This is a genomic window from Acetobacter ascendens (assembly GCF_001766235.1).
Lineage (GTDB): Bacteria > Pseudomonadota > Alphaproteobacteria > Acetobacterales > Acetobacteraceae > Acetobacter > Acetobacter ascendens.
In genome coordinates this window covers 2,192,630-2,217,546 of record NZ_CP015164.1, presented here as the reverse complement: position 1 = coordinate 2,217,546, position 24,917 = coordinate 2,192,630, and the positions used below count along the sequence as shown (strand labels likewise).

Sequence of the window (24,917 nt, the reverse complement as noted above, 5' to 3'; positions counted from 1 at the left end):
TATCAGATGTGGTGGTTGCGCCGTGTTTTCAATATCTACCCCATTAGATAATACGCATGCTTCTTTTCTATAAACCGTGGGAAGCAGGAAAGAGTTTCAGAAGTTTTTCCGTAAGTGTTGCCAGCGTGTTGGAGAGCGGTGCAAAGCCTTCGTGGCAGATATGGGTTTCTTCTTCCATGTACAAGCTTTTGCGCATTTCAATTTGTAGGGCATGCAAGTTATGCTGTGGTCTGCCGTAATGGCGGGTAATATAACCACCGGCATAAGGGTGGTTGCGCGTAGTGCGAAAGCCCAAGCTCTGCAACGTATGCTCGGCTGTGCTGATAATATCTGGGTGGCATGTGGTGCCGTGGGCATCGCCCAGCACAAAGTCTGGGCTAGCAGCTTCTGGCACATCGGGCATGGAGTGTAAGTCCAGCAGCAGGCAGGCACCATGCTTGGTGCGTGTTTTGTTCAGCATATCAGCCAGCATGGCATGGTAAGGCATCCAGTAATGGCGGATGCGCAAGGCGGCTTCCATAAAAGGAAGGCGGTGCCAGTAAATGGGTTTTCTGTTGCCTACAATACGTGGAATGGAGCCAAGCCCAGCAAGACCACGTTCTGTAGGGCGTACAAAAGCGGGAATGGGGCCATGGAACATGCGTGTATCCAGATCCCACGCGCCACGGTTTACATCGCAAAATACGCGGGGGAAGGTGGCATGTAGCAAGGCAGGCCCTAATGCATGCGCTTGTTCTGCCAAAAGGTGAATATGGCTATCCTCCCCACTGCGTAAGACGGGAAGTGGCTGACGAGAGTTTTGCACAAAGGCTTCTGGGTAAAACTGCCCCGAATGAGGAGAGGCCAGCACAATAGGCGCACCCACAGCACCCTGCACCTCAAACGGAGCAGGCGCGATGGCCCGGTCTGCCTGATCTGGCAAGTCTGCTTTTGTTGTGTTTTCCAACAAACGCGCCAAATGGCGAGGCAGGAGAGAGTGGGCAAGATTTTTCATGTTGTTGGTATTCTAAGGGGTTGCGTTTGCTACGCAAGAAGGATAAAAGGCGCCCACGGTTACGGATGGGCGCATAGCTCAGCGGTAGAGCACTATCTTGACATGGTAGGGGTCACAGGTTCAATCCCTGTTGCGCCCACCATCCGTTCCGGCAGAAAACCAACGGTTTTCTCAGACTTATGCATCGGAGTGCCATCCTTTGCAATTGAGTCTAGCACGCTGTTAGCACGCATATTGAAATTTACCATCGATCGGGCTGCTACCCGGTCGATGGCGCTTGCGACCTCGTCAATAGCCCGTCTGGCGTTTGCGAGGAAGTCCGGACGCACATGCACATAACGTCCTGTGGTGCGAAGATTTGGCATGGCATGGCCCATGAGAGAGGCAACCTCTATCTTTGGTACGCCACGCGTAATCAGTTCGGTCGCCATAGTATGGCGAATTGTGTAGGGCACGATTTCTGACGGCAGTCCTGCTGATTCACGCGCGGCGCGCCAAGCTCCGTTGATCTTGAGAATCGGCTTGTCTTTGTAGGTCACGAGATGACCCGAGGCCACGCTCTCAATCCATGACCTCAAAAACTCCGGCACCGGGATACGTGGTCTCCGCTTCTTCGTTCGAGCACGGCCTGGCGGGTTAAGGTCAATCACTCCGTGCCCCAGATCGCATTGCTCACGAGTGAGTTGCAGAAGCGCCTCAGGGCGTGACGCCGTTCCAATCAGAAGTGCAAGAAACATGCGGTAATTCCCCCATTTTTAGTGGGGCATTGAATGAGAATTCAGGCAGCTGTTTTTAGTTTCTGGGCGGGGGTTAGCCCGCTGTTCCCCATGTTGGGTCTGTCATGGTTATATGTCCAGAGCCATTGTGTTGCGACCTCCTGCACGTCCTGAATGCTTTCAAACAAATACTGCTCCAGCCATTCCTGCCGGACAGTTCTGTTGTAGCGTTCAATATAGGCGTTCTGCTGCGGATTACCCGGTTGCGTATAGATCAGGGTAATCCCCTGTTTTTCGGCCCATGAAACCAACGTATGACTGACATATTCAGGGCCATTATCCATTCGGATGGCTTCTGGCCTGCCACGCCACTCCATAACCTGTTCCAGACAGCGGACAACCCGACAGGCTGGCAGGGAAAAATCAACCTCGACGCGGAAATCTCACAGAAGGGTTGTACATCGGGTTAGATTATGAAAAAGTCTGTTTTGTACAAAATAATTTTTCATAAGCAATAAACGAACCCGATGCAGACAGAGTGTAGCGCAGGCGCGTATGAGTTTCCAGCCTCCTGTGGACGGCGTGTTGTGGCCCGTTTTGACGGGGGTCGCATGAGTTCGGATGGGGGCGTCATTCTGGTGAAACAGGCTGATGACATTCTGGGGCTCAGCCGCCGCTTTGCTGCCTGTTTTCGCGATAAGCGGCATCCCGGCTTTGTGGAATACCGGGTTGAAGACCTTGTCCGTCAGGAAGCCGGGCCAACTGTACGGCACTGGCAGGAAAATCCACGCTGAACCGGCTAGAGCGCAGTGGGCAGCAGGCAGATCGTTACTGCCGCATCATTGCTGATCATGAGGCCCTGGCTACCCTGTTCGTGACGCTTTTCATGGACCAGCATGAGCGCGCACCCGCCCGGATCGTTCTGGATGTGGATGCCACCGATGACCGTATCCATGGCCATCAGGAAGGCCGGGCCTTTCATGGATATTACGGCCATAACTGCTATCTTCCCCTGTATGTCTTCTGCGGGGACCATCTCCTCAGCGCTACCCTGCGCACGGCAGACAGGGACCCGGGGAAGGAAGCACTGGCAGACATCCGCCGGATCGTGGAGCAGATCAGGAGCCGTTGGCCCCGGGTGCGTATCCTGGTGCGTGGGGACAGCGGTTTCGCCCGGGACAGTCTGATGACATGGTGCGAAGACAACCACGTTGACTTCCTGTTCGGGCTTGCAGGCAACACCCGCCTGTATGACCGGATTGCCTCTTTGTCCGCTGAGGTTCGTGACGAAGCCGCCACGACAGGCAGAGCTGCGCGCGGTTTCGCCTCCTTTGACTGGATCACAAAGGACAGCTGGACGCGCCGCAGGCGGGTCGTGGCCAAGGCCGAATGGCGCCACGGCAACCGCTATCATCGCTTCATTGTCACCACGCTACCGCAGGGAATGTCCGACCCCCGCCATCTCTACGAACAGATTTACTGCGCACGCGGGGATATGGAAAACCGCATCAAGGAATGCCAGATGGATCTGTTCTCAGACAGGACCTCGTCCCACACCATCCGGGCCAACCAGCTCCGGCTGTGGTTCTCGGCCGCAGCCTATGTCCTGCTGACCGCTCTGCAAAGACTGGCCCTTGGCCAGACCAGCCTGGAGACGGCGACCTGTGGCACCATACGCGCACGACTGCTCAAAATCGCGACACGTGTAACGCTCAGCGTCCGTCGGATTGTCCTGTCCATGCCGGACATGTTCCCCTGTCAGCATGAATTCGCCCTCGCTCATGCACGATTGCGAAGGCTCCGGCAGGCCATCTGAAGAAACAGACAGTGCACAGACCACATAGCTTCCACCAACACTGCCTTCTCAGGCCGTGACACCCTCACTGCGTTCAGAACCCGCCGCCAGAAGCAGAATATCGTCAATATTCCAGATCGGGCTCCTGTGGGATGACTGAATTCTACAAAATGACCCGAAATTGCCTCAAGTGTGAGAAATCCGCGTTGAGAACAGAAGCTGTCAGGCAATGATCTCCCACAGAAACCACTTCAAAGCCGTGAACGCTCCGCGCGATATTCCTGAACTGGCGGTAATACTTGAGTAAAGAGAGAAGCTCTTTTACAGATCTTTTGGCTTTTTTAGACTGTTCATGAGCGCTCTTGGGGTTGGATAGGGCTGACCATAATATGGATTTATGTATACCCCTCACATTGGAATATTTTGATCTTTTCTTCAACATCGTTCTCGGGATACTTTGCGTGGGGCATGTTCCCTTGCCAACAGATGTACATTTTTGCTCATACCTTTACTTTAAGGTGGGTAATTTGTTATTATTAAAAATAAATAATCACAGATGCGATATTCTATATGTCATACAAAACAATATTTATGATGAAAGATGTAGGTGCGCAGTCTAAGCGTCCTAAATCGCCGCATGGTAAAATGGATTTTTTCCGTTGTTTGCAGGAAGGCATAGAAAGCAGTTGGATTCCAACACTGACTCAAGAAGATATTGATCCTCCTGAGCAAAGCATACTGCCTCCGACTATTCCCAAAAGAATTTCTCAATATTGGCATAGTGAAACACTGCCAGATGATGTGGCTTGCTCCATTGAAAAGGTAAAAAATAACAATCCGGATTTTGATCTGGTTCTTACGCATGATGAATCTGCTCGGGCTTTTCTGCACACCCATTTTGGACAGGATATGGTTGCACTTTTTGATGTGTGTTTCCATCCTGCCATGCGGTCTGATCTGTGGCGTATGTGTGATATGTATGTTCATGGTGGCATTTATGTTGATGTCGATATTTCCATGCATGCCCCTCTTGCGCACATAACTGGCCATGCGTCTTATGAATGTTTTCTTCTGTATGCCATGGGCAGGCCATGGTGCATTGAAAACGGATTAATTATTTCCAGAAAAAAGCATCCCGTTATTGAAGCTATAATTCATGCGCTTTGTGAGTCTCTTACCCGTTATAAAAACAATCCAAACAGCTTTGAAAATATCTGGGTGAATACCGGGCCGGGCACCACCACCATTGGGGCTATAAAGTATCTGTTTGAGGTGACGCCGCAGTGGGCGCCTCGTGTTTGTGGCGATGGTTTTTTGCTTGGCCACCATAGCCGTGCCGGAGCAAGCTATGGGCATGATGAACTGGCTTACAAAGTTTCTGCTGAAGGGAACTGGCGTAAGGCAAGGCCGCCTCATCGTCGGGCATAAGGGGTGTGCGGGGCGTGTAGGTTTTGTGTACCTGTGTACAACTTTGTGGAAAGTGTGAATTGATACCTTGCAGCGCACATCTGTGAAGGCCACATATAGACAATTGCCAAGATTAAAGAGAAAGTTTGCCCTATGAGCACAGTTACTATTTCTGTTCTAAAAGAGTTTGTTTCCAAGGCATCCGCCCTGCACCAGACATGGAAAGCCAGTAAGCCTTCTGCATCAGAACTTTCCTGGCGGGAATGTGTGGAAGATGAGAATTACAAGGATGCCGTGGTGGAGAGAGATTTTCTAGCAGAGCTAACAAAAGCTAATATTCCGTATGAAATGTCTGAGGCCGTTTAAAGCCCTGGTATATTTTAAGCATTGGGTAAGAAAAAAACCGCCATTTGGCGGTTTTTTTGTGGTTACTTCAACGTTGGTTCCAGATCAGATTTCTTTCTATAAAATGGTAATTCGATAAAGAAATAAGAAAGCGTGGCAAAAAGAATGGCCATGCTGATGCCTGAAACTGCAAAAAGTTCGGACGATATTCTTAAATCGTAAGACTGGCGAATGTCCTGCAGGATATCCCAAACAACAATGTGGCATAGATAAAAGGAGTAAGTAATTTCTCCACCCCAGTAACTTAGAAATACCAGTGGTTTTGGTACGGTCAGGGTGCCGCATTTTAAGGCGGCATACACCACGCACACACACGCCAGAATAGAGACAATGCTGATGGAAAAAGGCATCATTTGGTTCTGAAACGCGGCTGGTATGGCTGTTGAGGCAACAAGAGCAAAGATCAGCAAGAAGAAAGAAAGCGTTGCAGGAATTTGCGGTGCTTTTGCACGTATAACATCACCTATCCCCTGTGTGTTCACAAGATGATACGCAATAAGCCCCCATATAAACCCTGTGGGGCGGTACGGTAATCCCCCCATAAAAAGAGTGACTTTTGAATGAGAATTTTCTCAGCGTAAGAATTGAGGAGATTCTGATGAAGAGTGATCGCTTTACTGACGCGCAGATCATGGGTGTGATCCGCCAGGCTGAGGGCGGTGTCCCGGTTCCTGACCTGTGCCGGGAGCATGGGATTAGCAACGCCACGTTTTACCGGTGGCGCGCGAAATATGGCGGCATGGATGCTTCGATGATCAGTCAGATGAAGGCTTTGGAAGAGGAGAACCGTCGGCTGAAGCGCATGTATGCGGATTTGAGCATGCAGACGGATATCCTGAAGGAAGCCCTTGGAAAAAATGAAGCGGCCAGCCCAGCGCCGGGAACTGGCCGCACAGGCTGTGGCGCATCATGGGGTCAGCATTGCGCTGGCCTGTCGGATTTTTGGGATATCCGAGGCCTGCTTTCGCTATCGTCCGCGACTGGCAGCGGAGAACGACAGGATTGCCGCTCTTCTGGTGGGACTGACCCAGGCTCACAGGAGATGGGGATTTGGTCTGTGTTTCCTGTATCTGCGCAATGTGCAGGGACAGCTCTGGAATCATAAGCGGGTTTATCGGATCTATCGGGAACAGGAACTCAACCTGCGGATTAAACCCCGCAAGCGTCTGGTTCGCGAAAAGCCAGAAAAGCTGTCGGTTCCGGCCCTTCCCAACAGGGTCTGGTCCATGGATTTTATGGCGGACAGGCTGATGGATGGACGTGCTTTTCGGCTCCTGAACATTCTGGATGACTTCAATCGTGAAGGACTGGCGATCGAGGTTGATTTTTCCCTGCCAGCCTGTCGGGTTGTCCGCTGTCTGGAACAGGTTATGGAGTGGCGTGGCAGGCCAGAAGCCATCCGAATGGATAATGGCCCTGAATATGTCAGTCATACGTTGGTTTCATGGGCCGAAAAACAGGGGATTACCCTGATCTATACGCAACCGGGTAATCCGCAGCAGAACGCCTATATTGAACGCTACAACAGAACTGTCCGGCAGGAATGGCTGGAGCAGTATTTGTTTGAAAGCATTCAGGACGTGCAGGAGGTCGCAACACAATGGCTCTGGACATATAACCATGACAGACCCAACATGGGGAACAGCGGGCTAACCCCCGCCCAGAAACTAAAAACAGCTGCCTGAATTCTCATTCAATGCCCCACTAAAAATGGGGGGATTACCGTACCATCCCCAATCAACGCCACCTGGCAACCAGAAAAGTAGCAGTGCAGCCAGAGCATAAATGCACGGAATGAAAAACTTTTTGCCTATGGTGAAGAACAGGAGAGGCAAAACAATATAAAACTGATTTTCAAGCGATAAAGACCAATACCAGCCTAATGGACTGGGAGAGGCTGCGTTTTCAAAGTTTCTGATATAAAAAACAGAAGTTAGCCATTTATAGAACAGGCTGGTTTGATCCCCCCATAACCCGCGGTTGGATGAAATAAGGCCCGCCGTGAGTGTCACGGTTATCCAGAAAAAGGCAGCGGGAAAAAGCCTGAGAAATCTTTTCTTGAAGAATTCAAGAGAGAAGGAAACTTTTTCTGCCAATTCCATGTTGGGTTTGGATTTTCCCAAAACCATATAACCCATGAAATAACCGGATATGACAAAGAAAATATCTACACCCAACCAAGGACGCAAAACTGTTCCGAGGCTTTCCCCAAAATGTGGGTGAATATTGGTGCGGAGTGATGCCTGATGCGCCATAACAACCAAGGCAATGGAGATAATGCGCATAAGCTGTATTTCTATGTTTTTGTTATATTTGCCTGCCATCTGACCCTGCTTTTTTAATATTTGCAGGGTTCATATCGGGCGGGGGTGCGGTTGACCAGATTCTGCGCCGAATATCATGCAAACCACAGCCATGCATGATGCGGGACAGTAAGTGAAATGATGGAAAAGATGTTCAACCAGATGCAGAGATTGATACGGAGTGTGGGGAAATCATTAGCATGACTCACACGGGTTGTGCCCGTTATCCACAGGCTTACCCACCGGAGCATCCGCAGAATCTGTGGACAAGGACGCTAAGCTTGGCAGTCAAGATACCTGCGGACAAAAACTTCAGGGATGATACAAATCCTGCTCCAGAAAGGTTTTAATACGCAGGAAGGCTTCTTCTTCCGTTTCATTTTCGGCAATGCCCAACCACGAGGGCTTGCGCCGGGCAATCCAGCCCAACATCTTACCGCTCAGGCTACGAAAGAGCGGAATATCTTCCGCCAGCAGTAAAATCCCCAAAGGCAGCATCCACACACCCAACACAGGTAAAAAGGAAAGCAGCCCACCCAAAATTAATAACAGCCCAGAAGGCAGACGCACCCATTTTTGCTCGGGTTTGCGTAACCACTCTATGCCACGGCGCATTTTGGTGGGTAGTTTTGCCGTCATCATTTGCGTGCGGTGTTCGCGCAGGGTTTCTGGCGTATCCGGGGCGGAAGGTGTGGGTTGCTCCATTTTTGCTCCATAACTATGGCTGATTTTGTTTTATGTGCCTTTGTTTGGGCATTATCTTTTCTATAAAGACATCCTGTGTTTTATGGCATTCAACAAAGGCAGCATTGTGTATTCAAAACATGGCTCCACGCTGGTATCCGTTCAATGAGTTTGCGTGTTGCTAAAATATGCTTGGGCATGGCTGTGGCGTGCCTGCCAGTTTCTGGTGCTTGGGCGCAGGAAAACGCAGCATGTCAGGCTTTTGGGCCAGAAAACAGATTGCCCACAATAACGCGGCCTTTCATGTTGAAGCAGACAGAACTGCTTTGTAACACCGGCTATGCTGTTTTGGTTTCATCTGTCACGCACACACCTTTGTGGGCAGCGGAGCATTTGCAGGCAAATAATGTACGCCTTGCAGAACGCTTGATGCGTGCTGGCACTTTTTATGAAGATTCCCGCTGGCCAGATGGAAGCCGAGATCAGGATTACAAAAAATCTGGCTACAGCAGGGGGCACATGGCGCCCAGTGCGGATCAGCCAACCCCTACAGCACAATTTGAAACTTTTGCGTATTCTAACATGGTACCGCAATCCATTACGCTCAATCAGGGCATTTGGGCACGTATTGAATATACAGTGCGGGAACTGGCTGTGCAGGAAGGTGATTTATATGTGGTCACCGGCCCTGCTTTTCATGGTCATCCTATTCCAACTATTGGGGCAGACCACGTGTTTGTGCCGTCTTCTACATGGAAGGCTGTGTATTCCGCCCGGCGTCAAGCTGCGGGCGTATATGTCTGCAAGAACGCACAACGTTCTCCACATTGCGATCAGGTGACTGTAGCAACCCTTATTCGCAATACAGGGGTAGATCCGTTTCCGGGTGTGGCGGATAACATTAAGCAGAGTTTCTGGCGCTTGCCGTCACCACGTAAAATACGGCGGTAAGCGTGGGAAGAGGTCTGTACAGATCACGATTTTCACTTAGGTTGTACACGTTATCCACAGGCTTACCCACCGGAGCATCCGCAGAATCTGTGGGCGACTCTAGGCTGTATATTTGTCAATGGGTTAGAGTGTAAAACTCAAATATTTTATACTCTAAAAATCAGCAACTTTCAGGATTTTGTAAAACTCCCGCGCCCTATTTTTAGCACTGCTTCTCTTGCCAGACGTGCTTGATCTGCCGCCTTCGTGTAACGCTCTATCTCGCTCAACGTCTTGTGGCCAGTAATGGAAGCGATTTGATGAGGTGAGCATCCTGCCTCTGCCATTCTGCGGGCCGCAGCCTTGCGAAGCCCGTGTGGTGAAAGGCGCTCTTTTATCCCGCACATTTCAACCCATTTCGTAACACGATGGGAGAACACATGAACTGAAAAAGGTTTCCCGTCTTCGATCGTGAGAAATGTAGAATGCGTTTTAGGGGCTTGGTCAATTTCCCTCGCTAATGCTGGGTGAAGGGGAATGAGTAACCGTGTGCCAGTCTTCATTTGCTGCACTGATAGTAGCCCGTCTTCCTGAATATCAGCCCATCCCATACGAACCACATCACTGCGCCTCTGTCCGGTGTAAAGAAGCAGATACAGCGCCAGCCGCGCTGTGGAACCAGAGGGCCAATAGTTTTCATATTGAGCTATCTCAGAATCTTCCCACGACTTTGCTCCAACACTCTTTTCTTTCATGCGAGAGATACCTGTGGCCGGGTTCCGTTCAATTTCTCCTCTATCGACAGCATACTGGAAAATCATACCAAACATTTTCAGCCAGTGATTAGCCGCTGCTGGTGTTTTGGACTTCCTGCCAATAAATGCTCTTATATGGGGAGTGGTGAAATATCTGACCTGATGATCTGCAAAATCCTCCAGTTGCATACGGCGCACGATATTTCTGTATCCGCGTTGTGTTGATGGTTTCAGCCCTATGTAATGCGCTGAGCGTAGCCACGCCTCACATAAAGCGGAGAATGTACCGCCTTCTTTCATGGTCTGTTTTTCTTGAAACGTATTTTGCGATAATGCCTTTTGATACGCAGGCCAGAAATCATCACTATGCAGATCGGGTAGAGAAACACGGGGCAGGCGGGGATGTCGGAAATAATACCTGACCCTGCCATCTCTCCCCCTGTGTTTCTGAACATATTTTATTCGAACGGCAATCACATCAATGCGTCTAATGGATTAACTTCTTTGGGCGCTTCCTGATTATTGATACCGGATTGGGAATCAATCCAGCGATCAAGAGCCAGCCTGTCCCATATCAAGCGGCGCACGCCGGTCTTAATGGGCGGAATTTCTTTCCCGATAGTAGCCTGAAATGCAGGTCGGGACAGGCCTACATATCGCGCCGCTTCCTCTGCTGACAAAAGCCGTGGTGTGATCTCACCCATTCCCGCCCTCCATAGCTGCATCAATGGCTTTGCGCAGGGTGGGTGCCTCTCCAAGCATTCCCTCAAGTATTTCATATACTCCCCAACCAAATTCTTCTCTGTATTCAACTCCTACTTTCATATCCGCCAACCACTCCAACCGCCGCGTATCAGCCGCACATTCTGCCCGTGCGCGTTCGTATCCGCGTTGCTCTGCTTCGATTATGTGTTTGGTGGCTGCATCTCTATCATCCACAAATGCGAACGTGCCCTCCTCACCAAATTGGTTTTCTAAATCTGCGATCTGCTCCTCTCTCGTCCTCATGGCGTGGCTCCCAGGTTGCGAATGGCTTCGGCACATTCCTGCGCGGCACGCATGCGTTCGTCGGCATAAATCCGCTCGTCGTCACTTTTCGCTTCTTCGCGCTGTGCATAGTATGTATCTCTGACTTCTGTTGCGGCCTTAGCGGCCCTCTCCCTTTCCGACGCCAGAATTTCGGACATCCGCGGGCTGATGGGGGAGGGGCCGAGACAGGCACAATGGGAATAAATATAGTAATTGGCAGCATTTTTGGCTTTAAAGCTGCCGTTCGGCAGAATCCACTCGGCATAGGGTGAATTCCAAATGCCGGGAACCTTATTTCCCGTTCTTCTTTCGATAAGAACATGCTCGCCGTAATACTCTGGCCATGACGGATAACCGGGCAGCGTTGGGTCGGGCCAGTTGGTGTTAGTCATCGCGCTCATGCTTCCGGGCCTTTCAGGGCTTCTTCTAGTTCCGCAATTCTTGCGGTGCTCTTTGCAATCACCGCATCCGCATCAGCCTTCAAAACAAGCGGCTCTGACACAGGCCCATTACGCTCTGCCCGTAATTGCGTAGCATTGATGCCGCTGGTTGGGTCGCGTAGGGCGTCTGCCACCAGTGGGTTGATGTAGCCAACTTATGGGGAGGAGCTGGGTCATTCGCCTTCTCCCGGCAGCACTTCGCGGACGTGGATTATGTGACTGAACTGGCACAAATCGCGTGTTCGTAATGCCTCTTCTCGAGTGGTGTTAAGAGCTCCAAATCCCCGTGCATATTCATTAACCCAAAACTCCCGCGCCACAGGAACTTCGCGGGCGTTCATGAGGTCCAATGACATTTCACAAGCCCGCGTATATCGCCCGTCTGACCACCATTTGGTAAGTATTTTTTCGTCGCCGATATAGCCTTGCAATGGACAAATAGATCTCCCATCGCGGATTTTCAATTCGACGGGGATACCATCCCGCGTGCAAAACGGCCCTTCATGTTCTGGCGTGTAAGGGCCGAGGATTTTTAGTTTTTTGGTCATGCTGCGGCTCCTTCCACATCGCGCAAATGGAAGAACAGACGAGCACAGGCCAGAACGTCCACCATGGCATCGTGAGCGCCTTTGAGTTCTTCATTGAAGAAGTGCTTGATACATTCTTCCAGTTTCGGTGCTTTGGGCTTGTCGATGCCCGTAGCGATCATGCGTTCTGTTGGTGGCAGGTTCACCAGCGGGGCGGCTGCATCCATCGTGCAGAACTTCTCGCCCAGCAGACGCCATCCACGCGGCACACGTGCAAACATGATGTCGATGATCTGCACATCGAATTTGATATTGTGCGCAACCAGAAGATCGGCCTTTTTGGTCAGATCATAGAAGGCTGCGGCTGCGATTGCTTCGCGCACACCGCAACGCTGCGCCATTTCCGTTGTGATGCCATGAACCTTTGCCGCCGCTTCCGGTATCGTCCACCCATCAGGGTGAACGATCAGATTCAGACTTGCGCGTTCCGTTCCATCATCTTCTGTCAGCAGGGCCGCAAGCTGCACGCAATGCGGCTGCCGGTCGGAATTGAGGGGAGTGTACCGGTCGGGTAGGCCTGTAGTCTCCGTATCAAAAAAGAGGATCATGCCGGCACTCCATCAACGGGTGCGTTTGTGTAAGCCTTTTCCTTGAAAGCCTCTATGCGTTCCGAGATAATATTCCGAACGGCGTCAACTGTTCCAGAGGGTATTGGTTTCCCCATCTCGCGTGCCTGATCGATCTTCTCATCCCACGCCTTCCACAGATCATCACAGCATTCCGTGTTTGTGCATGCGTTGGCGCGTCGTGTATACAGTGTGACGTATCGTTCGTGGCGCTCTTCTTCTGTCAGTTCGCGCTGGGCGGGGGGTGTCAGGGTTGCATTTGCATCAGGCGTCACATCTATTGCTTCCCGCTGGTTGCGAGGCTCATCAAATTCATCAGGAGAATAAACACCTAGCATAACTTCTGGAGCATGCCGCCGAGCCCACACCCGCGCTGCGTGATATGTCAGCATCTGGTCAGGGGTTTTTTCCCACCATTCGTTGTTTGTCTTGGCACTCCCAAGAGTGACCTCAACCGTGCGCTCTTTGCTTTCGCCGCGGATATGCCCCGAGCAGATCACCTTCCGATTTTCTCCGTCTCCTTCAAAATCGTAGCGCAGACGCCCCTCAAGTATTCCACTCGTCTGGATAGCCGCTGCGACCAGCTTACCTTCGAAACACATCTTTCCACGCACAACGGCGGTAGCCTGAGCTACAGCAAAGGGTGACATCTGCCAGCGCATCGCTTGCTCAATAACCATAAGGCAATCGCCCGGGCTCCCTTGCAAATGCTGTGGCACCATCTTTGCAGACGCCATAGCCGTAGCCAGCTTCATAGCTCCTTGCATCCCATCAATTGCAAAGCCGCCTGTCGCTGTCAGTGCATTACTCATTTCAACCATCCTTCCGGGCGCTAACAACCAAAACGGGAGCGCCGCCATTGCTCATTGTGACGCCGGGCAAATTCTGCTTCCGGGCCAGTTTCTTCATTTCTGTGGTTTGGAACTTATCCGGCTGCGGCTTCCAAAGTTCGGGATGGGCGGCTTGAAGTGCCTTTTCATCCGTGACCATTGGCTCCGGCAACCGCTCACGCAGGCTGGCCTTCCAGTTATCAGACTGAAACCCTGTTACGCCGTCCTGCTGCATCGTCTTTGCGAGTTCTGAGCGCAGAAGTTCTGTCGCCATCTTTGCCTTGCGCATCATATCCTCTGCCGCACCAATGGCCTCAAGAGCGCATGCATCTGTGTTGGCCCCTCCCGCCCTAGACGCGATGATCTGATCGTTCCACGCCTTCATGGCTTCGCGCATGTAATCAGCGTGCGCTCTATTGAGGGTTGCGAGAACGGCATCCATCACGCAACCTCCAGCATGCGAAACGGATGTGCACGCCTCACGGCTTCCATGGCATCGCGGTTTTGCAATTCCATCCGCACGTATTCGCGTGTCAGATTGGAAAGTGCCTTCATTGCCATGTCGCGTTTATCATCTGGGACATGTTGCAGGAGAAGTGAGTGCACGACTGCTTCGTGTTCATTCCACGCGCTCATGCCGCGCACTCCGCAACTTTGCGCATGTCGTCATTATGCGACAGGGCAGCAGACTTAATGCTTTCCTTCCGCTTTTCGCGTAGCTCACGCACCGCGCAGACCATTTCCGAGATTGCTTCTTCGGAATAATTAATCATCGTGTCTGCAAAACCGCGGTCTGAAAACTCATCCCGCCGCATGCGCATGATGATCTGGCAGTGTTGATCTATTGCCGCTTCATATTCGCGGATTTCATGCGCTACATGCGCCGGCACATCATCCGTATTAAACATGCCATCACGCACGGCGTTTGCGTACGTCTTGTTTGTGTAAGCCATTTTCTACTCCTAGCGTGGAGAAACATTCGGCCAATGCGGCCATGCAACCCGCTGCGGGCAGCGGGAAACATTGCGGCATCAGTAGGGGTAGGGCGCGCCAAACAGATCGCATCCGATCATGACGACCAGCTCGATCAGGTATTCAGCTATTTTGCGACCGGGTTCTGTAAGAACGATGAGCGCGAACAGGCCGTAGAAAAACACAGCCAGACAGAACAACTGCCCCAGCGCCGTAAACTGGAACCAGTCGCACACATCCCGCGCACCGCTTCCGATGCGTTCGGGGATACCGTCTTTGTGGATTGTACCGGACATTATGCGGCGCCTTTCTTTTTGCGTTTTTCTTCGCGTGATTTCTTTCGTTCTTGGATGGCGCGGAAATGCCTATCCAATTCATCAGAGCCAGCTTTGGTTATTTTGTATTTGTTGAAGTATTCACCCGGCATGATGAAACCGCGCGCAATATTGCGTTCAATTATACGTCGGCGATCAAAGACATCGAATTTTATATCGACAGATTTCCCATCACCAAACGCCCCGATAATGCTTATTTCGCGCTTACTGCCCTTTTCCAGAACGCGCCAATCTGCTTTTTGCATCTTCATTTTGCTCGCCCTTTTACCGGGGCCCAAAACCAATACTTCTCTACGAAATCCTTTACGGTTTTAGCTTCTAGAGGGCCGCTCATGGCTAATGATCCGTTCTCATAGCGGAAGCGAATGCGGCCTTTGCTAGAAGTCACATAAATTCCAGATGGCTCTTTGTTGCCTTTCTGGATGCGCCCATCATTGGTTATGCGAGCGCCATAAGGCTTCAGCGCACCATCAATCAGGTCGCGTGCGTTTTTATCTTTCGCGGCATTGTGCGTGTAAATGTCGGGAGCCTTCTGCTCGACCGTCTGTGCCTGTTCCATCGCCCATCACCTTTCGTTCGTGATGGGTCATATATGTCTCATTATAGATCGTGACGCAAGGACAAAAATGTCCCATTTTAGATAAAAAATATCCCGCTCCGAATTTGGGGCGGGATAAAATGAGCTTAGATTAATGCCGAGGTGCGTAAGCCATCATGCTCTCTACACCGAACCATTTGGACACAGACAGGAGTGAGAAAGCCTGCCTGGTAATGTCAATCACGTAGTAAGAAATGCGTTTCATCTGGCCTTGTCCTCTTATTGGATAAGAGGAGGTTGGCAGGTGACTTTGCCCGTGCTTGGGCGAGAAAAGGGCAGGGATTGGGCAGAATGATTCCGCAATGAGTTATGCAGAATTAAAAATTGCAATGCCTCATGGATAATGCTTAGATTCCAAAGACGGCAGCAACGCCGAGTTCACCTTGGGCCGCCCCTAGAGGGTAGCAGTCAGAGAGAGGGTTTCCCTGAGGATGGCGATCTAATTATCCTCTCTGATGGGATAGCAAGGACGGGGGCTGCCGTCATTTATTTAAGCAGTCCTTTCAAAGCATTGGATTTTTCTGGGCTTAATGTGTGCCGCCAATTTTGCGGCCAAAAAGTAATTCCGAATTCTTCACGCATCCCATTTCTTTCTGCGCAGCGTGGGAGCAATTCATCTATAAATGCGCTGCATGGATTTGATTGAATTTTTTGCGGCAAAGATTTGTAAATGGAACTAGCTACGATATCTGCTAATTGCAATCCAGCCACATCAAAGTTGTTTTTGATTGATAAGCCACTTGGGGCGAATATATCAAAATCCACATATCCTTTATTCAAATACAAACTAGATGATCTGCTTTGTATCCATAATTTACTAATATAAGAGCCAATATCTCCATGGGTTAATCCACCACGAGAGGACATTATTACTTTTAATGCTTGTGGATAAACTGGCTGCTTTAATTTTATTAAATCATCGTGGCAATATTGCGTAACTCTCTCTAAAATTAGCCTTGTTAACCAATTATAAAGGGTATTTCTTTTTTTAGAGACGGATTGTGCACGCTTATTGTGATAAGAGCGCATATTATTTTTATGCGATATGGCGGCAAACCATCTGATTTGCGAAGCGGCCAAAATTCCGCATATCTTATTTCTTTTGTGATTATTTAATTTTACAAAATGAATATCTCGGCCGCTTGGCATCCCGGCACTTGACCGAGCTTCTTCTAAAAGGTCTGGAAAGCGTAAGGTGTAATTATATCGAGCCACCACACATGATAAAACAAACCAATCTGAACCAAAATACCCGTCAACGTTGGCGACGTTTTTTAGGCCGTCATCCCCTGCCTCATCAATATAAGCCACGTACTTTGTTGGAGAGGTCATTATGGAACTTTCTTGGCTTTTATATCCGCCGCCCAAACCACACGAAGCTCCCTAAAATTTGGCAGCCTTGCTGTTCACGTTTCGTTCTGACATACTCGCCACATGGTACGGGCACACAGAATCACTGGCGAGGAGTTAAGCAGCATCGGTATCGATGGCGGCCTGTATCAAGGCAAGCGCCATCCGCCTTTGTTTCTCGTTCATGTCGCGCCAGAGTCCGACCCAAGCAGCCTCCTCGGCGTTATCGAGAATTTGCGCAGACGTGTTCGGAGAAGGAACAAGATGAGAGCCATCTCTCTCCATGTCTCCGGGGATAAATCCATGAGCATCAAAAGAAACGAAAAAAGGAATGTTGTTCGAATGAGCAATCCGAGCGAGGGTGTCCACTTTAGGGCTGCCGCTGGTTCCTCTTAAGATATGCTTAATGGCCGATTCACTTAAGCCAGCCTTCAAACTAGCTACGCGCGCGGACAGATCACGCGACTGAATCGCCTCTTCTATAGCTTGAGCTAGTGTTTCTGCCTGTTTTTTCATGGGACAATTATGCCCTGAAACGGGTTAGCTTTCACGGGACAAGAATGTCCTTGCTTCTGTAAGAGGAATAGGACATATATGTCCTATGTCGATACGCACTTCACTTCTGAAAGAGATCGAGACCGTCCAGAAAGAGAGGTCTCTCTCTGACCGCGCCTTTAGTCTCGGGGCTACAGGAAATCCGAAATTTATGTCTCGTCTGCGCACAGGGAACGTGACGCTAGCTTCTATAGAAGCCGCCAAAAGATATGTCGCATCTCTCAAGCGCACCCCAGCGCAGGAGGCGGTGCGATGAGTGCAGGAATAGCCACGCCACGGCCAGAAAGGCTGATTCCTACACTCACAGGGTTTATTACTGCTCCTGACTGGATGTCAGACGAGGAGGTTGCTTATTATCGAGCGCCTCGCGGAGGATTTTCTTTAACCAAGCCGTGCGCTCTTTCGGAGAGAGATCGGGAGTCATTGGCGCGGTCCATTTCATCGCGCCTTTTATCCGGCGGGGATCAGACAAATCCTTTGGCGCAGAGGTGGGCAGAATGTCCCATTCGGCGGTTATTTCCATCATTGGCATGTCTTTGTGAGGTCTTTCGTGCTCGTTCAAAGCGCGCTCAGACCAAGCTGTCAAAACAAATTCCATTTTTTCGAATCTCCATGGTGGTTGTGGCGATTGCCATGGTGATGGGGCTTCGGGTGCTGGTCAATCAGCACTCGAAGCATACCCGTACGGACGGGGAGGCCCCGTGATGGTGGGAACTCCATGGAAACAGGAAGAGGTGGAACTTCTTAACCGCATGGCGAATGCGGGAGAAAGTTGGGAAGTCATTGGCAACGTGCTTAATCGCACGCCTAAGGGATGCCAATATAAAGCGCGCGTGTCCCTTGTCATTTCTGATGCAGCAAAGAAAAAGCGTTGGGAAGATAGCAGGAAAAAACAGGGGGCAGCGCAGCGGGGCAGGGCTCGCAGATGGAAGAAGGCAACAGCTATCAATGGCCATGCGAGCGCTGAAAATCTTGATCTTCGCACGCGCGCTTGCAGCAGGTGCCGCACTGTTTTTACAACGCCGCATAAATGCCGCTTCCTTTGCGACAACTGCAATTCGTATGCTTCCAGCATGGGTTGGTTCTGATGGCTGGCTCCGTAAATAAGGTCGTGCTCGTTGGCAATTTGGGCAAAGACCCAGATGTTCGCACCAGCCAGAGCGGTGCAAAGATCGTGTCTTTCTCGCTGGCCACCAGTGACACATGGAATGATCGCGCATCTGGAGAAAAACGCGAGCGCACGGAATGGCATCGCGTGGTCATTTTCAATGAACGTCTGGCTGATGTGGCCGAACGTTTCCTGCGCAAAGGCCGCAAAGTTTATCTGGAAGGCTCCCTGCAAACCCGCAAATGGACAGATCAGGGTGGGCAGGAACGCTATACCACGGAAGTCGTGATTGCGGCTTATCGCGGCGAGTTGGTGCTGCTGGATAATAAAGATGCAGGAGATGCCCCGCGCCAACAGCAAAGCCGTGGCCAGAACAATCAGCAGTCCGGTGGATGGGATAGCCCGCAAGGCAATCCCGATCTGGATGATGATATCCCGTTCTGAGCCTATCCAATGCATGCCGCATCAACCCCCAGCTTGTCGGCTACGTCCTGTAGCAAAAGAACGCGCTGCCTGATGGTGGCGTGGGTGTTGAGCTGCGCCCAGATGATCGCACTGCGCACAATAGCGTTCCATAGGAACGGCGTGCCGTGCGGGATATCTGGCGCTGCATCGCAGGCGTTCAGCAAATCGGGGGAGTATGTGCCCCCGTATTCTACAGTTCCGAATTCAGTCTCCTTCTTCATCGTTTCTCCGATCTCCCGTTCTCACAAAACGGAGAATGGAGGAAAACGATGTGGAATGATCGGGCAATTCACGCCCTTAAACAGTCAAAAAATGACCGAAAGTTTCCGCAAATGATGGGCGCCGTACATACGCCTGTCCGTGACAGGCTCTTGAATATGATCAAACGCGAGTTTGAGCCTTTCCGATTTGCGGCAGAAATGCTGGCTCGTTCTGCGATGAAAACGCCGCGGGCCGCGCGTAACTGGCTATCAGGAACCAATGCGCCCGATGCTGAGGCGCTTATTGAGCTGATGGCCTCCTGTGACTCTATCGCTGCCGAGGTCAACGCCCTCGTGCAGCAGCGCCGGAAAGAGCGCGAAGGAGAGAAATGCCGTGGATTAAACTCAGGCTCTGCCGTTTCGCATGGTTCCGAACACACAGCGGACCGCCTCCATCCGTCCACGTAACATGGGTTCATGTGTCGTGGTTTGATTGGGATACGTGGGCAGACAAAATGGACCGCGCGTTGAAGGCAGCGAGGGAAGAGTTAAAGAAATGACCCCATTCCCAGTATCCGAAATCCGTAGCCGTTTAGCCGATGCGGTTGAACTGGCCGGCGGCCAAAGTGCGTGGTCACGTAAAACTGGTGTTTCCCGCTCGGTTGTTTCGGAAGTCCTGTCGCACAAACGCGACATACCAGAAAGCATTATCAACGCCCTTGGCTACATCGTTGTGCCGATGTGTGTGCCTGCAAAAAGAGGAATGAACCGATGAACACAACAGAAATGGCAGGCCACAACAGCAATGACCCGGCAGTTGGTGGCATTGCCGCTGATCGGCTGAGAAGCATTATTGAGCGTGTTGAGCGTTTGGAAGAAGAACGCAAAGCTCTTTCAGGCGACATTAAGGACATCTTCACCGAAGCAAAATCCGCTGGCTTCGATGTGAAAGTGCTGCGTCAGATCATCCGCATTCGTAGGCAGGAACCTGCCGAAGTGGAAGAGCAAGAAACCTTGCTTGACGTTTATCGCCGTGCCCTTGGGATGTAAACTATGCTGAAAACGCTCCTATCCCCAGACGCTAAACTCCAGCGTGAGAACACTCGACTGCGGGCAGAAAATGCCCGCTTTCTGGAGGCTGTCACGCGCCGGAATGCTGAAAACATCAGATTGCGTGAAGAAAACCGGCAGCTCCGTTTGCAGAATAATGCGCTACGCCTTGGCCGCCGCCGTGATGGTGCGGGACGGTTCGCGTGAGGGTAATTCGCTTTGAACTTCCTGAACCCTATCCGCTGCTAAACCACAGCATAGGGCAAAGTCGTTTTGCACTTACACGGATGCGCCAGAAGATGGCCCGCGCCGTTGCTTGCGCGACTGTTAATATGCGCGTTCCTGAGCCATTTCAGAAAGCGCATGTATCTATTGAGCGTCATTCCTGCGGCACCCCAGATCATGACGGCGTCCAGGGTGGCGCCAAGTTCCTGATTGATAGCCTGACTACCCCAAAGTTGCTCAATGTAAGGAAGCCGGGAGCACGCCAGCGTGTACGGAATAAACGCGGCCTAGGCTTCATTGTGGACGATGGGCCGGAATATGCCACGTTTGATATTCGCGCTGTCAAAAGCCGTTTATGCGACCAAAAAACAGTGGTGACGATTACGGAGATATTGCCGTGATTATCAGCAACTTTTCACCTGCGACCCCGTACCCAACGGGGCGCAACCCTGCTAATATGACGAAGGCCGCTGGTTCGGGGGAACCGGGCGGCCTTCTGACCACAATCTTGGAGTAACAAGACATGGCTGAGAGTTTCTGTACCATGCAAGAGCCGTTGACGCCAGAAGATTGCGATTTGCGTGGTCTGCCATTTATGCCGCTTGATGTAGTGCGGCTGATTGATAGTGATCTGTTCGCTATATCCTCAGGTGACGAATTTAAGGCCGCAGTTGCTCTCTGGTGCAAGTCGTGGATTCAACTGCCTGCGGCTAGCCTGCCAGATGACGATAGGGTTCTATCTCATCTATCCGGGGCTGGTACGCGCTGGAAGAAGATCCGCGCCATGGCACTGAAGGGCTGGGTAAAGTGTTCCGATGGGCGCTTATATCATCCTGTAATTTCTGAAAAAGCGCGCCATGCATGGAAGGCCCGTCTTGCTCAAAAGGCTCGCGCGGCAAAGCGCTGGAATAAGGAAAAAAGTAGCATTGGCAATGCCGGAGATGATGAAGCGGCAATGACAGATGAATGCCGTGGCATATCCCGCGGCAATGCAAGGGAGAGGGAGAGGGAGAGTATAACCTCACTACGTTCGGATGTAGGTTGTAATCGCGCGACCGAAATCGAAAAACCGATTGCCGACCGGTGGCAGGAATTGGCCGAAGACGTGATCGCCGCCACGGGCAACAATCCGGTCCGGTCGATGGTGCGGGCTGACTGCGTGCGCCAATGGCTGGCTGATGCGTCTGCCCGTGGATATTCGTTCGAGACCGCAACCGAGATCATCCTCGGCACCGTTCGGGAGAAATCGCGCTTTGGCGGGAAGGGCAAACCGCCAGCGTGGTTCAACAGCCCCGTCACGCAGGCCTTGGCCAGTGGAACAATCCCATCTGCCCACATCGTGGGGAGCGCCCCGAAATCTCGCGCAGACCGTGTGGCTGACGCATGGGCCGGTGTGCCCGACATTCCCGGAGTTTGACCGATGAACGCAATTTCGACACTCGCACCATCAGCCATTCGCCAGCCCAGCCCGGATTTGAGTGTGTTGCTCGATGCCGTCCGCAACAGCGTGCCATTGCAGGTCCGCGACCTGACGCCGCAGCGCGTTGCCGAAGCGCGGGCCGTTGCGGGCGTTGCGCTCCAGCCTGCCGACCCCGTGCTAATTGCCGCGTGGCTGAAAAAGCTGGCTGGGTTGGTGGTGAATGGGCCGGATGAAGTGCGGGCTCGCCAGCAGGCCGAGGCTATGGTGGAAGTTTGCGGCGATCTGCCAGCAGCCGTGTGGTGCCCAGAAGCGCGTAGGGCATGGGCCCGCTCTGGTGAGCGTGGCAAGTTCTGGCCTGCACCGGCGGAGCTTTACGCTCACCTATTGCCGTTTGCCGAGAAAATCCGCTGGCAGGTTCACGCGGCCCGCAAGGTGGTGAAGTTGTCCGAGGCGGCCAAGGAAGCACCCAAGCGCCGCACGGCGGAAGAACGCGCTGCCGTTGAGTGTGCTGTCAACGCGTGGAAGGGGCGCCAGCCAGTTCAGCCCAAGGATGCCGTGAAGCGGCTCCAGCCAGATCAGCCGAGCCTGCGCCAGCGCATTGCCGAGTATCGCCGTCAGCTCGAAACGGCAGGCCCGGAAGCTCAGGCATGGTTGGAGCCGCTGATTACGAACCTAGAGGCGCAACATGCAGCGGTATGCCGTAAAAAGGCGCGAGGTTTCGCGGAGAGAGCGGTTAGAGCGTGAGAACGATAAATGACCGCATGAGCGGCTACGGTACACTCTGCGGGAAGATATGGGGATTTTAGGGGTATGTGTGAATTAAACGAATGGAAGCCAATGCACGCTGCGCCAATGGATGGAACCGCTATTCAAGCGCGTATTCCCGGCCACGGTGAAGATAATATCATCTCTTGGTTCGATCATTATGTGGATGAGAACGGGGAGTTTTGCGGCGCGTGGAATTTTGCTGAAGATCAAGAGCCGCCAGATTGCTGGACCGATGGTGTTTGTTGGACTTCAAATGAAGATGGAAAGTCTTCTGTTCAGCCCACTCATTGGAAGGAAATTTCATGACCAACACCGACCTAATAGGCTGGCACGAATGGCCGACAAATCAGCGTGAGGCCACACAGGAACCACGCACCGATCTGCCGCCCATACATGAGCCAGATCCGGGGTTGCTGGATGAGGAAATCCTACCGCTTCGGGATGATTGGATGAAGGGGCCGGGAGGGTAAGTTTTCCCTGTACTTTCTGGGCGGTTTGTGATTCCATCTGCGTATGAAATGGCGCGAAAACCTCCCAGACTTTCTAAAGCCCGGCAATGTGGAAACATACACAGCGCCAGTTGATTGGAATGTGGCCTGTGCGTTGCAGAATGTGCGGGCTGGTGTGCCGTTGACTGAGGCGCAGAAAGAGCTGCTCAAGAATGCGCGCGACTGACCGCACACCGCCACGCATCGTGATCGGCCTCTGGCTGGTGTTGGCGTTTTTCGAAATTATTGCAGGATTGGGTGGGTAATATGCAGAAGGTCGCAACAAAACCACGCTACATTATTCCCCATGCACAGGATAATGGACCTACGCCTGAACGGGCGGCTAAATCTGTTTTCACTCGCGGAAAGCCGCCTCGCGTTCTGACAACCGTGCAATCATTGCTTAACGCTGGCGATATCACGCAGGACGATGCAAACGCAGGGGAGCGTTGGTATCGGGATTATACCTTTGCGTATGAAGGCATTATCGAGTTTCCAGAAAATCATGTGTCGGACACAACTGTGAAGCATGATGATCTTTCTTGGAATATGACGCGTGCCGTGGCGCTAGAACGAATTTTGGACGTGCGCGATGCGCTAGGTGAGCGGGCAAACCAGATTTTGCGCTTGATGTTGGTAGATGAGTTGAGTTTTCGGCAGTTGGGGGAGATGTTCTTTCCGCGCGTATCATCTGGATCAGCTCATAGAAAAATATCGGCACAATGCGCAATGCTGCTGGGCCAGTTGAACGAGTTCTATAGGTTGCTGCGGTGCAAAAATAAAAAGACTTGTACCCCTAGCGAGGTTTCTGTATACGTTTAACCACAATGCAATAACTACGTTCACAAGCCGCCACAGTGCGGCTTTTTCTTTGCCCGGACAAAAGCAGATACTCAGGCGTGGCGACATAGTGCGTTTCAAGCGCCGTGATTCCCTGTGTGTTGGTATTGTGTCCGGCCTGTCGCTTCTTTGCGACATCATGCCTGCAACAGAAAATACATGGCACCGTGCAGACTTGCCGCTGTCTATGATGGAATGCGCGAGCGCGGGGCTTCGTCCTGATGTGCGTATCCGGTGTTGGCCACGGTTTGGTTTGATGCGCGGGAATGTATCAGGCCGCGCTTCCAATGCGCTGCTGATTGCAGTCGATGGGCGTGTTCAGCGTGAAGCAATGTTGCGGCAGTTCGAAAACAGTTTCGGGGGCGGCCACTCTTAACGATGTAGCGCACATCGCAATCCTGTTCTCTCTAACCGTTGGCTCCCGTTAGGTAGGTTTTAGTCAACGGCATGGGTAAAACGTGCCGCCTTAAATTAGCAGCGTTAAGGCAGGAAGCGCATTTCAGGAGATCGGGTATCCGGTAAAAATGCATGGCGAACCTTACGCCAAAACAGCGGCGGTTCGTAGAAGAATACCTGTCGAATGGGGAAAATGTCGTAGCGGCATATCGTGCGGTGTATAGTAAAGCGGCCAATGAAAAGACCGCTTGGACCAACGGCGCGCGTATGCTGAAAAGCACGCGAGTTGCACAGGTTATTCATGAGGCCCACCAAAGAGCCAAAAAACGTACTGACAAGATCATGGAACGCTACGCAATCACGAAAGAAAATGTGCTGCGTGAGTTTGCGCGTATTGGTTTTTCAGACGTCACTGACATTGTTTCGGTGAAAGATGGTCAGGTGGTTGTAAAGGATACGGATGATGTTTCCGATGATGCTCGCCGGACCATTTCTGAAATCAGTGAGTCCATCAATGAAAGTGGTGATCGCACTATCAAGGTGAAATCACACAGTAAGATCGCAGCTCTTACTGCGCTGGCAAAGCATCTGGGGCTGGATAAGCCTGATCCTCAAGATGATGATGCGATTGATGATATGGCGAACGATCAAGACCCAGAGCGGATAGACCGTGGCGAAAAAACTACGGAAGGGTGAGCGTGCCAAG

40 protein-coding genes, 1 tRNA gene and 2 pseudogenes are annotated in these 24,917 nt (G+C 51.7%); 20 read left to right on the top strand and 23 right to left on the bottom strand.

Annotated elements, in window-relative coordinates:
- Positions 1-67 precede the first annotated feature (67 nt).
- Positions 68-994 carry an N-formylglutamate amidohydrolase gene (locus tag A4S02_RS10885; protein WP_070323788.1) on the bottom strand — a complete coding sequence of 309 codons (927 nt, stop codon included), beginning with the start codon at positions 992-994 and terminating at the stop codon, positions 68-70.
- 67 nt (positions 995-1,061) lie between these two features.
- Here A4S02_RS10885 and A4S02_RS10880 point away from each other — a divergent pair.
- Positions 1,062-1,136, top strand: a tRNA-Val gene (locus A4S02_RS10880).
- Here the strand turns inward: A4S02_RS10880 and A4S02_RS16420 are convergent.
- Together A4S02_RS16420 and A4S02_RS10875 are read right to left on the bottom strand one after the other, a co-directional pair.
- Positions 1,087-1,731 carry a tyrosine-type recombinase/integrase gene (locus A4S02_RS16420; RefSeq protein ID WP_082246874.1) on the bottom strand — a complete coding sequence of 215 codons (645 nt, stop codon included), beginning with the start codon at positions 1,729-1,731 and terminating at the stop codon, positions 1,087-1,089. The two genes, A4S02_RS10880 and A4S02_RS16420, sit on opposite strands and share 50 nt — an antisense overlap.
- Before the next feature lie 41 nt (positions 1,732-1,772).
- Positions 1,773-2,144, bottom strand: a pseudogene (locus tag A4S02_RS10875) (integrase core domain-containing protein); the annotation flags it as partial.
- Positions 2,145-2,237: 93 nt separating this feature from the next.
- On the opposite strand from A4S02_RS10875, the pseudogene A4S02_RS15290 reads away from it, so the two are divergent.
- The 3 genes and pseudogenes from A4S02_RS15290 to A4S02_RS10850 all read left to right on the top strand — a co-directional run bounded on the left by A4S02_RS15290 (position 2,238) and on the right by A4S02_RS10850 (position 5,278).
- Positions 2,238-3,526 (top strand): annotated as a pseudogene (locus tag A4S02_RS15290) (IS1380 family transposase).
- A gap of 570 nt (positions 3,527-4,096) precedes the next feature.
- A complete protein-coding gene (locus A4S02_RS10855) occupies positions 4,097-4,933 on the top strand; it encodes a glycosyltransferase family 32 protein (protein ID WP_070323786.1) in 837 nt (278 codons plus the stop codon).
- 132 nt (positions 4,934-5,065) lie between these two features.
- Complete coding sequence (locus A4S02_RS10850) at positions 5,066-5,278, top strand: hypothetical protein (RefSeq protein ID WP_006116906.1); 213 nt, start codon at positions 5,066-5,068, stop codon at positions 5,276-5,278.
- A gap of 62 nt (positions 5,279-5,340) precedes the next feature.
- On the opposite strand, the gene A4S02_RS16185 is transcribed toward A4S02_RS10850, so the two are convergent.
- Positions 5,341-5,667: an acyltransferase family protein gene (locus A4S02_RS16185; protein WP_228142375.1), complete on the bottom strand. Its 327-nt coding sequence runs from the start codon at positions 5,665-5,667 to the stop codon at positions 5,341-5,343.
- A 248-nt stretch (positions 5,668-5,915) separates the two neighbouring features.
- On the opposite strand from A4S02_RS16185, the gene A4S02_RS10835 reads away from it, so the two are divergent.
- A protein-coding gene (locus tag A4S02_RS10835) for an IS3 family transposase (protein WP_099046896.1) occupies positions 5,916-7,002 on the top strand; the annotation gives its coding sequence in 2 pieces (ribosomal slippage) (positions 5,916-6,172 and positions 6,171-7,002; 1,089 coding nt in all).
- On the opposite strand, the gene A4S02_RS10830 is transcribed toward A4S02_RS10835, so the two are convergent.
- Both A4S02_RS10830 and A4S02_RS10825 read right to left on the bottom strand, forming a co-directional pair.
- A complete protein-coding gene (locus A4S02_RS10830; RefSeq protein ID WP_228142374.1) occupies positions 6,985-7,641 on the bottom strand; it encodes an acyltransferase family protein in 657 nt (218 codons plus the stop codon). The two genes, A4S02_RS10835 and A4S02_RS10830, sit on opposite strands and share 18 nt — an antisense overlap.
- Before the next feature lie 291 nt (positions 7,642-7,932).
- A complete protein-coding gene (locus A4S02_RS10825) occupies positions 7,933-8,325 on the bottom strand; it encodes a hypothetical protein (protein WP_070323785.1) in 393 nt (130 codons plus the stop codon).
- Positions 8,326-8,469: 144 nt separating this feature from the next.
- On the opposite strand from A4S02_RS10825, the gene A4S02_RS10820 reads away from it, so the two are divergent.
- Positions 8,470-9,255, top strand: a complete 786-nt coding sequence (locus A4S02_RS10820) for a DNA/RNA non-specific endonuclease (protein WP_070323784.1) — start codon at positions 8,470-8,472, stop codon at positions 9,253-9,255.
- Between the two features lie 170 nt (positions 9,256-9,425).
- On the opposite strand, the gene A4S02_RS10815 is transcribed toward A4S02_RS10820, so the two are convergent.
- From A4S02_RS10815 to A4S02_RS10735, 16 genes are all read right to left on the bottom strand, one after another.
- Positions 9,426-10,289 (bottom strand): site-specific integrase, encoded by an 864-nt coding sequence (locus A4S02_RS10815; RefSeq protein WP_228142373.1) that lies wholly within the window; start codon positions 10,287-10,289, stop codon positions 9,426-9,428.
- A 173-nt stretch (positions 10,290-10,462) separates the two neighbouring features.
- The gene (locus A4S02_RS10810) at positions 10,463-10,693 is read right to left on the bottom strand and encodes a helix-turn-helix transcriptional regulator (protein ID WP_070323782.1); all 231 of its coding nucleotides are present in this window, start codon (positions 10,691-10,693) and stop codon (positions 10,463-10,465) included.
- Positions 10,686-10,997 carry a hypothetical protein gene (locus A4S02_RS10805; RefSeq protein ID WP_070323781.1) on the bottom strand — a complete coding sequence of 104 codons (312 nt, stop codon included), beginning with the start codon at positions 10,995-10,997 and terminating at the stop codon, positions 10,686-10,688. The genes A4S02_RS10810 and A4S02_RS10805 overlap by 8 nt, the downstream gene beginning before the upstream one ends.
- Positions 10,994-11,419, bottom strand: coding sequence for a hypothetical protein (locus A4S02_RS10800; RefSeq protein ID WP_157885556.1), 426 nt, complete (start codon positions 11,417-11,419; stop codon positions 10,994-10,996). Before A4S02_RS10800 ends, A4S02_RS10805 begins: the two co-directional genes overlap by 4 nt.
- A complete protein-coding gene (locus A4S02_RS15720) occupies positions 11,416-11,592 on the bottom strand; it encodes a hypothetical protein (protein WP_157885555.1) in 177 nt (58 codons plus the stop codon). Before A4S02_RS15720 ends, A4S02_RS10800 begins: the two co-directional genes overlap by 4 nt.
- Before the next feature lie 39 nt (positions 11,593-11,631).
- On the bottom strand, positions 11,632-12,006 hold the full coding sequence (locus A4S02_RS10795; RefSeq protein ID WP_070323779.1) for a hypothetical protein: 375 nt from the start codon (positions 12,004-12,006) through the stop codon (positions 11,632-11,634).
- Complete coding sequence (locus tag A4S02_RS10790) at positions 12,003-12,593, bottom strand: 3'-5' exonuclease (RefSeq protein ID WP_070323778.1); 591 nt, start codon at positions 12,591-12,593, stop codon at positions 12,003-12,005. Before A4S02_RS10790 ends, A4S02_RS10795 begins: the two co-directional genes overlap by 4 nt.
- Positions 12,590-13,423, bottom strand: a complete 834-nt coding sequence (locus A4S02_RS10785) for a recombinase RecT (protein WP_070323777.1) — start codon at positions 13,421-13,423, stop codon at positions 12,590-12,592. Before A4S02_RS10785 ends, A4S02_RS10790 begins: the two co-directional genes overlap by 4 nt.
- A 1-nt stretch (position 13,424) precedes the next feature.
- Positions 13,425-13,886 carry a hypothetical protein gene (locus A4S02_RS10780; RefSeq protein ID WP_157885554.1) on the bottom strand — a complete coding sequence of 154 codons (462 nt, stop codon included), beginning with the start codon at positions 13,884-13,886 and terminating at the stop codon, positions 13,425-13,427.
- Positions 13,887-14,073: 187 nt separating this feature from the next.
- Positions 14,074-14,394 (bottom strand): hypothetical protein, encoded by a 321-nt coding sequence (locus A4S02_RS10770; RefSeq protein WP_070323774.1) that lies wholly within the window; start codon positions 14,392-14,394, stop codon positions 14,074-14,076.
- A gap of 78 nt (positions 14,395-14,472) precedes the next feature.
- Positions 14,473-14,709, bottom strand: coding sequence for a hypothetical protein (locus A4S02_RS10765; RefSeq protein WP_070323773.1), 237 nt, complete (start codon positions 14,707-14,709; stop codon positions 14,473-14,475).
- The gene (locus A4S02_RS10760) at positions 14,709-14,999 is read right to left on the bottom strand and encodes a hypothetical protein (protein WP_070323772.1); all 291 of its coding nucleotides are present in this window, start codon (positions 14,997-14,999) and stop codon (positions 14,709-14,711) included. The genes A4S02_RS10765 and A4S02_RS10760 overlap by 1 nt, the downstream gene beginning before the upstream one ends.
- A complete protein-coding gene (locus A4S02_RS10755) occupies positions 14,996-15,307 on the bottom strand; it encodes a hypothetical protein (RefSeq protein WP_070323771.1) in 312 nt (103 codons plus the stop codon). The genes A4S02_RS10760 and A4S02_RS10755 overlap by 4 nt, the downstream gene beginning before the upstream one ends.
- A gap of 525 nt (positions 15,308-15,832) precedes the next feature.
- Positions 15,833-16,678: a DUF3800 domain-containing protein gene (locus A4S02_RS15275; RefSeq protein WP_082246819.1), complete on the bottom strand. Its 846-nt coding sequence runs from the start codon at positions 16,676-16,678 to the stop codon at positions 15,833-15,835.
- A 135-nt stretch (positions 16,679-16,813) separates the two neighbouring features.
- Complete coding sequence (locus A4S02_RS10745) at positions 16,814-17,212, bottom strand: helix-turn-helix domain-containing protein (protein ID WP_070323769.1); 399 nt, start codon at positions 17,210-17,212, stop codon at positions 16,814-16,816.
- A 352-nt stretch (positions 17,213-17,564) separates the two neighbouring features.
- Positions 17,565-17,849: a hypothetical protein gene (locus A4S02_RS10735; protein WP_019089159.1), complete on the bottom strand. Its 285-nt coding sequence runs from the start codon at positions 17,847-17,849 to the stop codon at positions 17,565-17,567.
- Positions 17,850-17,955: 106 nt separating this feature from the next.
- Between A4S02_RS10735 and A4S02_RS10730 the strand changes: the two genes are divergently transcribed.
- Together A4S02_RS10730 and ssb are read left to right on the top strand one after the other, a co-directional pair.
- Entirely contained in the window at positions 17,956-18,339 is a 384-nt protein-coding gene (locus tag A4S02_RS10730; RefSeq protein ID WP_070323767.1) for a hypothetical protein, read from the top strand.
- Positions 18,339-18,803 (top strand): single-stranded DNA-binding protein, encoded by a 465-nt coding sequence (gene ssb / locus A4S02_RS10725; protein ID WP_070323766.1) that lies wholly within the window; start codon positions 18,339-18,341, stop codon positions 18,801-18,803. Before A4S02_RS10730 ends, ssb begins: the two co-directional genes overlap by 1 nt.
- A 2-nt stretch (positions 18,804-18,805) precedes the next feature.
- Here the strand turns inward: ssb and A4S02_RS10720 are convergent, their stop codons facing one another.
- Complete coding sequence (locus tag A4S02_RS10720) at positions 18,806-19,045, bottom strand: hypothetical protein (protein WP_070323765.1); 240 nt, start codon at positions 19,043-19,045, stop codon at positions 18,806-18,808.
- Between the two features lie 48 nt (positions 19,046-19,093).
- Between A4S02_RS10720 and A4S02_RS15715 the strand changes: the two genes are divergently transcribed.
- The 12 genes from A4S02_RS15715 to A4S02_RS10665 all read left to right on the top strand — a co-directional run bounded on the left by A4S02_RS15715 (position 19,094) and on the right by A4S02_RS10665 (position 24,907).
- Positions 19,094-19,492 (top strand): hypothetical protein, encoded by a 399-nt coding sequence (locus tag A4S02_RS15715; protein ID WP_157885553.1) that lies wholly within the window; start codon positions 19,094-19,096, stop codon positions 19,490-19,492.
- A 34-nt stretch (positions 19,493-19,526) separates the two neighbouring features.
- Complete coding sequence (locus A4S02_RS10710; RefSeq protein ID WP_228142372.1) at positions 19,527-19,799, top strand: helix-turn-helix domain-containing protein; 273 nt, start codon at positions 19,527-19,529, stop codon at positions 19,797-19,799.
- Positions 19,796-20,074, top strand: a complete 279-nt coding sequence (locus tag A4S02_RS10705; protein WP_019089567.1) for a DUF2312 domain-containing protein — start codon at positions 19,796-19,798, stop codon at positions 20,072-20,074. The genes A4S02_RS10710 and A4S02_RS10705 overlap by 4 nt, the downstream gene beginning before the upstream one ends.
- A 3-nt stretch (positions 20,075-20,077) precedes the next feature.
- On the top strand, positions 20,078-20,281 hold the full coding sequence (locus A4S02_RS10700; RefSeq protein WP_070323763.1) for a hypothetical protein: 204 nt from the start codon (positions 20,078-20,080) through the stop codon (positions 20,279-20,281).
- On the top strand, positions 20,278-20,700 hold the full coding sequence (locus A4S02_RS10695; RefSeq protein WP_070323762.1) for a hypothetical protein: 423 nt from the start codon (positions 20,278-20,280) through the stop codon (positions 20,698-20,700). Before A4S02_RS10700 ends, A4S02_RS10695 begins: the two co-directional genes overlap by 4 nt.
- A 143-nt stretch (positions 20,701-20,843) precedes the next feature.
- The gene (locus tag A4S02_RS10690; protein WP_070323761.1) at positions 20,844-21,716 is read left to right on the top strand and encodes a DUF1376 domain-containing protein; all 873 of its coding nucleotides are present in this window, start codon (positions 20,844-20,846) and stop codon (positions 21,714-21,716) included.
- Positions 21,717-21,719: 3 nt separating this feature from the next.
- Entirely contained in the window at positions 21,720-22,463 is a 744-nt protein-coding gene (locus A4S02_RS10685) for a hypothetical protein (RefSeq protein ID WP_070323760.1), read from the top strand.
- 93 nt (positions 22,464-22,556) lie between these two features.
- Positions 22,557-22,793, top strand: coding sequence for a hypothetical protein (locus A4S02_RS10680; protein WP_157885552.1), 237 nt, complete (start codon positions 22,557-22,559; stop codon positions 22,791-22,793).
- Positions 22,790-22,957, top strand: coding sequence for a hypothetical protein (locus A4S02_RS15710; protein ID WP_157885551.1), 168 nt, complete (start codon positions 22,790-22,792; stop codon positions 22,955-22,957). Before A4S02_RS10680 ends, A4S02_RS15710 begins: the two co-directional genes overlap by 4 nt.
- Before the next feature lie 285 nt (positions 22,958-23,242).
- Entirely contained in the window at positions 23,243-23,797 is a 555-nt protein-coding gene (locus A4S02_RS10675; RefSeq protein WP_070323758.1) for a hypothetical protein, read from the top strand.
- A gap of 88 nt (positions 23,798-23,885) precedes the next feature.
- Complete coding sequence (locus A4S02_RS10670) at positions 23,886-24,191, top strand: hypothetical protein (protein WP_070323757.1); 306 nt, start codon at positions 23,886-23,888, stop codon at positions 24,189-24,191.
- A gap of 152 nt (positions 24,192-24,343) precedes the next feature.
- The gene (locus A4S02_RS10665; RefSeq protein ID WP_070323756.1) at positions 24,344-24,907 is read left to right on the top strand and encodes a terminase small subunit; all 564 of its coding nucleotides are present in this window, start codon (positions 24,344-24,346) and stop codon (positions 24,905-24,907) included.
- Positions 24,908-24,917: the final 10 nt, after the last annotated feature.

Excerpts from the sequence above, each read along its gene's own strand:
- A4S02_RS10885 (WP_070323788.1), bottom strand. The coding sequence starts at position 994 with ATGAAAAATCTTGCCCACTCTCTCCTGCCTCGCCATTTGGCGCGTTTG.
- A4S02_RS16420 (WP_082246874.1), bottom strand. The coding sequence starts at position 1,731 with ATGTTTCTTGCACTTCTGATTGGAACGGCGTCACGCCCTGAGGCGCTT.
- A4S02_RS10855 (WP_070323786.1), top strand. The coding sequence starts at position 4,097 with ATGATGAAAGATGTAGGTGCGCAGTCTAAGCGTCCTAAATCGCCGCAT.
- A4S02_RS10850 (WP_006116906.1), top strand. The coding sequence starts at position 5,066 with ATGAGCACAGTTACTATTTCTGTTCTAAAAGAGTTTGTTTCCAAGGCA.
- A4S02_RS16185 (WP_228142375.1), bottom strand. The coding sequence starts at position 5,667 with ATGCCTTTTTCCATCAGCATTGTCTCTATTCTGGCGTGTGTGTGCGTG.
- A4S02_RS10830 (WP_228142374.1), bottom strand. The coding sequence starts at position 7,641 with ATGGCAGGCAAATATAACAAAAACATAGAAATACAGCTTATGCGCATT.
- A4S02_RS10825 (WP_070323785.1), bottom strand. The coding sequence starts at position 8,325 with ATGGAGCAACCCACACCTTCCGCCCCGGATACGCCAGAAACCCTGCGC.
- A4S02_RS10820 (WP_070323784.1), top strand. The coding sequence starts at position 8,470 with ATGAGTTTGCGTGTTGCTAAAATATGCTTGGGCATGGCTGTGGCGTGC.
- A4S02_RS10815 (WP_228142373.1), bottom strand. The coding sequence starts at position 10,289 with ATGAAAGAAGGCGGTACATTCTCCGCTTTATGTGAGGCGTGGCTACGC.
- A4S02_RS10810 (WP_070323782.1), bottom strand. The coding sequence starts at position 10,693 with ATGGGTGAGATCACACCACGGCTTTTGTCAGCAGAGGAAGCGGCGCGA.
- A4S02_RS10805 (WP_070323781.1), bottom strand. The coding sequence starts at position 10,997 with ATGAGGACGAGAGAGGAGCAGATCGCAGATTTAGAAAACCAATTTGGT.
- A4S02_RS10800 (WP_157885556.1), bottom strand. The coding sequence starts at position 11,419 with ATGAGCGCGATGACTAACACCAACTGGCCCGACCCAACGCTGCCCGGT.
- A4S02_RS10795 (WP_070323779.1), bottom strand. The coding sequence starts at position 12,006 with ATGACCAAAAAACTAAAAATCCTCGGCCCTTACACGCCAGAACATGAA.
- A4S02_RS10790 (WP_070323778.1), bottom strand. The coding sequence starts at position 12,593 with ATGATCCTCTTTTTTGATACGGAGACTACAGGCCTACCCGACCGGTAC.
- A4S02_RS10785 (WP_070323777.1), bottom strand. The coding sequence starts at position 13,423 with ATGAGTAATGCACTGACAGCGACAGGCGGCTTTGCAATTGATGGGATG.
- A4S02_RS10770 (WP_070323774.1), bottom strand. The coding sequence starts at position 14,394 with ATGGCTTACACAAACAAGACGTACGCAAACGCCGTGCGTGATGGCATG.
- A4S02_RS10765 (WP_070323773.1), bottom strand. The coding sequence starts at position 14,709 with ATGTCCGGTACAATCCACAAAGACGGTATCCCCGAACGCATCGGAAGC.
- A4S02_RS10760 (WP_070323772.1), bottom strand. The coding sequence starts at position 14,999 with ATGAAGATGCAAAAAGCAGATTGGCGCGTTCTGGAAAAGGGCAGTAAG.
- A4S02_RS10755 (WP_070323771.1), bottom strand. The coding sequence starts at position 15,307 with ATGGAACAGGCACAGACGGTCGAGCAGAAGGCTCCCGACATTTACACG.
- A4S02_RS15275 (WP_082246819.1), bottom strand. The coding sequence starts at position 16,678 with ATGACCTCTCCAACAAAGTACGTGGCTTATATTGATGAGGCAGGGGAT.
- A4S02_RS10745 (WP_070323769.1), bottom strand. The coding sequence starts at position 17,212 with ATGAAAAAACAGGCAGAAACACTAGCTCAAGCTATAGAAGAGGCGATT.
- A4S02_RS10735 (WP_019089159.1), bottom strand. The coding sequence starts at position 17,849 with ATGGAATTTGTTTTGACAGCTTGGTCTGAGCGCGCTTTGAACGAGCAC.
- A4S02_RS10730 (WP_070323767.1), top strand. The coding sequence starts at position 17,956 with ATGGTGGGAACTCCATGGAAACAGGAAGAGGTGGAACTTCTTAACCGC.
- ssb (WP_070323766.1), top strand. The coding sequence starts at position 18,339 with ATGGCTGGCTCCGTAAATAAGGTCGTGCTCGTTGGCAATTTGGGCAAA.
- A4S02_RS10720 (WP_070323765.1), bottom strand. The coding sequence starts at position 19,045 with ATGAAGAAGGAGACTGAATTCGGAACTGTAGAATACGGGGGCACATAC.
- A4S02_RS15715 (WP_157885553.1), top strand. The coding sequence starts at position 19,094 with ATGTGGAATGATCGGGCAATTCACGCCCTTAAACAGTCAAAAAATGAC.
- A4S02_RS10705 (WP_019089567.1), top strand. The coding sequence starts at position 19,796 with ATGAACACAACAGAAATGGCAGGCCACAACAGCAATGACCCGGCAGTT.
- A4S02_RS10700 (WP_070323763.1), top strand. The coding sequence starts at position 20,078 with ATGCTGAAAACGCTCCTATCCCCAGACGCTAAACTCCAGCGTGAGAAC.
- A4S02_RS10690 (WP_070323761.1), top strand. The coding sequence starts at position 20,844 with ATGCAAGAGCCGTTGACGCCAGAAGATTGCGATTTGCGTGGTCTGCCA.
- A4S02_RS10685 (WP_070323760.1), top strand. The coding sequence starts at position 21,720 with ATGAACGCAATTTCGACACTCGCACCATCAGCCATTCGCCAGCCCAGC.
- A4S02_RS10680 (WP_157885552.1), top strand. The coding sequence starts at position 22,557 with ATGCACGCTGCGCCAATGGATGGAACCGCTATTCAAGCGCGTATTCCC.
- A4S02_RS15710 (WP_157885551.1), top strand. The coding sequence starts at position 22,790 with ATGACCAACACCGACCTAATAGGCTGGCACGAATGGCCGACAAATCAG.
- A4S02_RS10675 (WP_070323758.1), top strand. The coding sequence starts at position 23,243 with ATGCAGAAGGTCGCAACAAAACCACGCTACATTATTCCCCATGCACAG.
- A4S02_RS10665 (WP_070323756.1), top strand. The coding sequence starts at position 24,344 with ATGGCGAACCTTACGCCAAAACAGCGGCGGTTCGTAGAAGAATACCTG.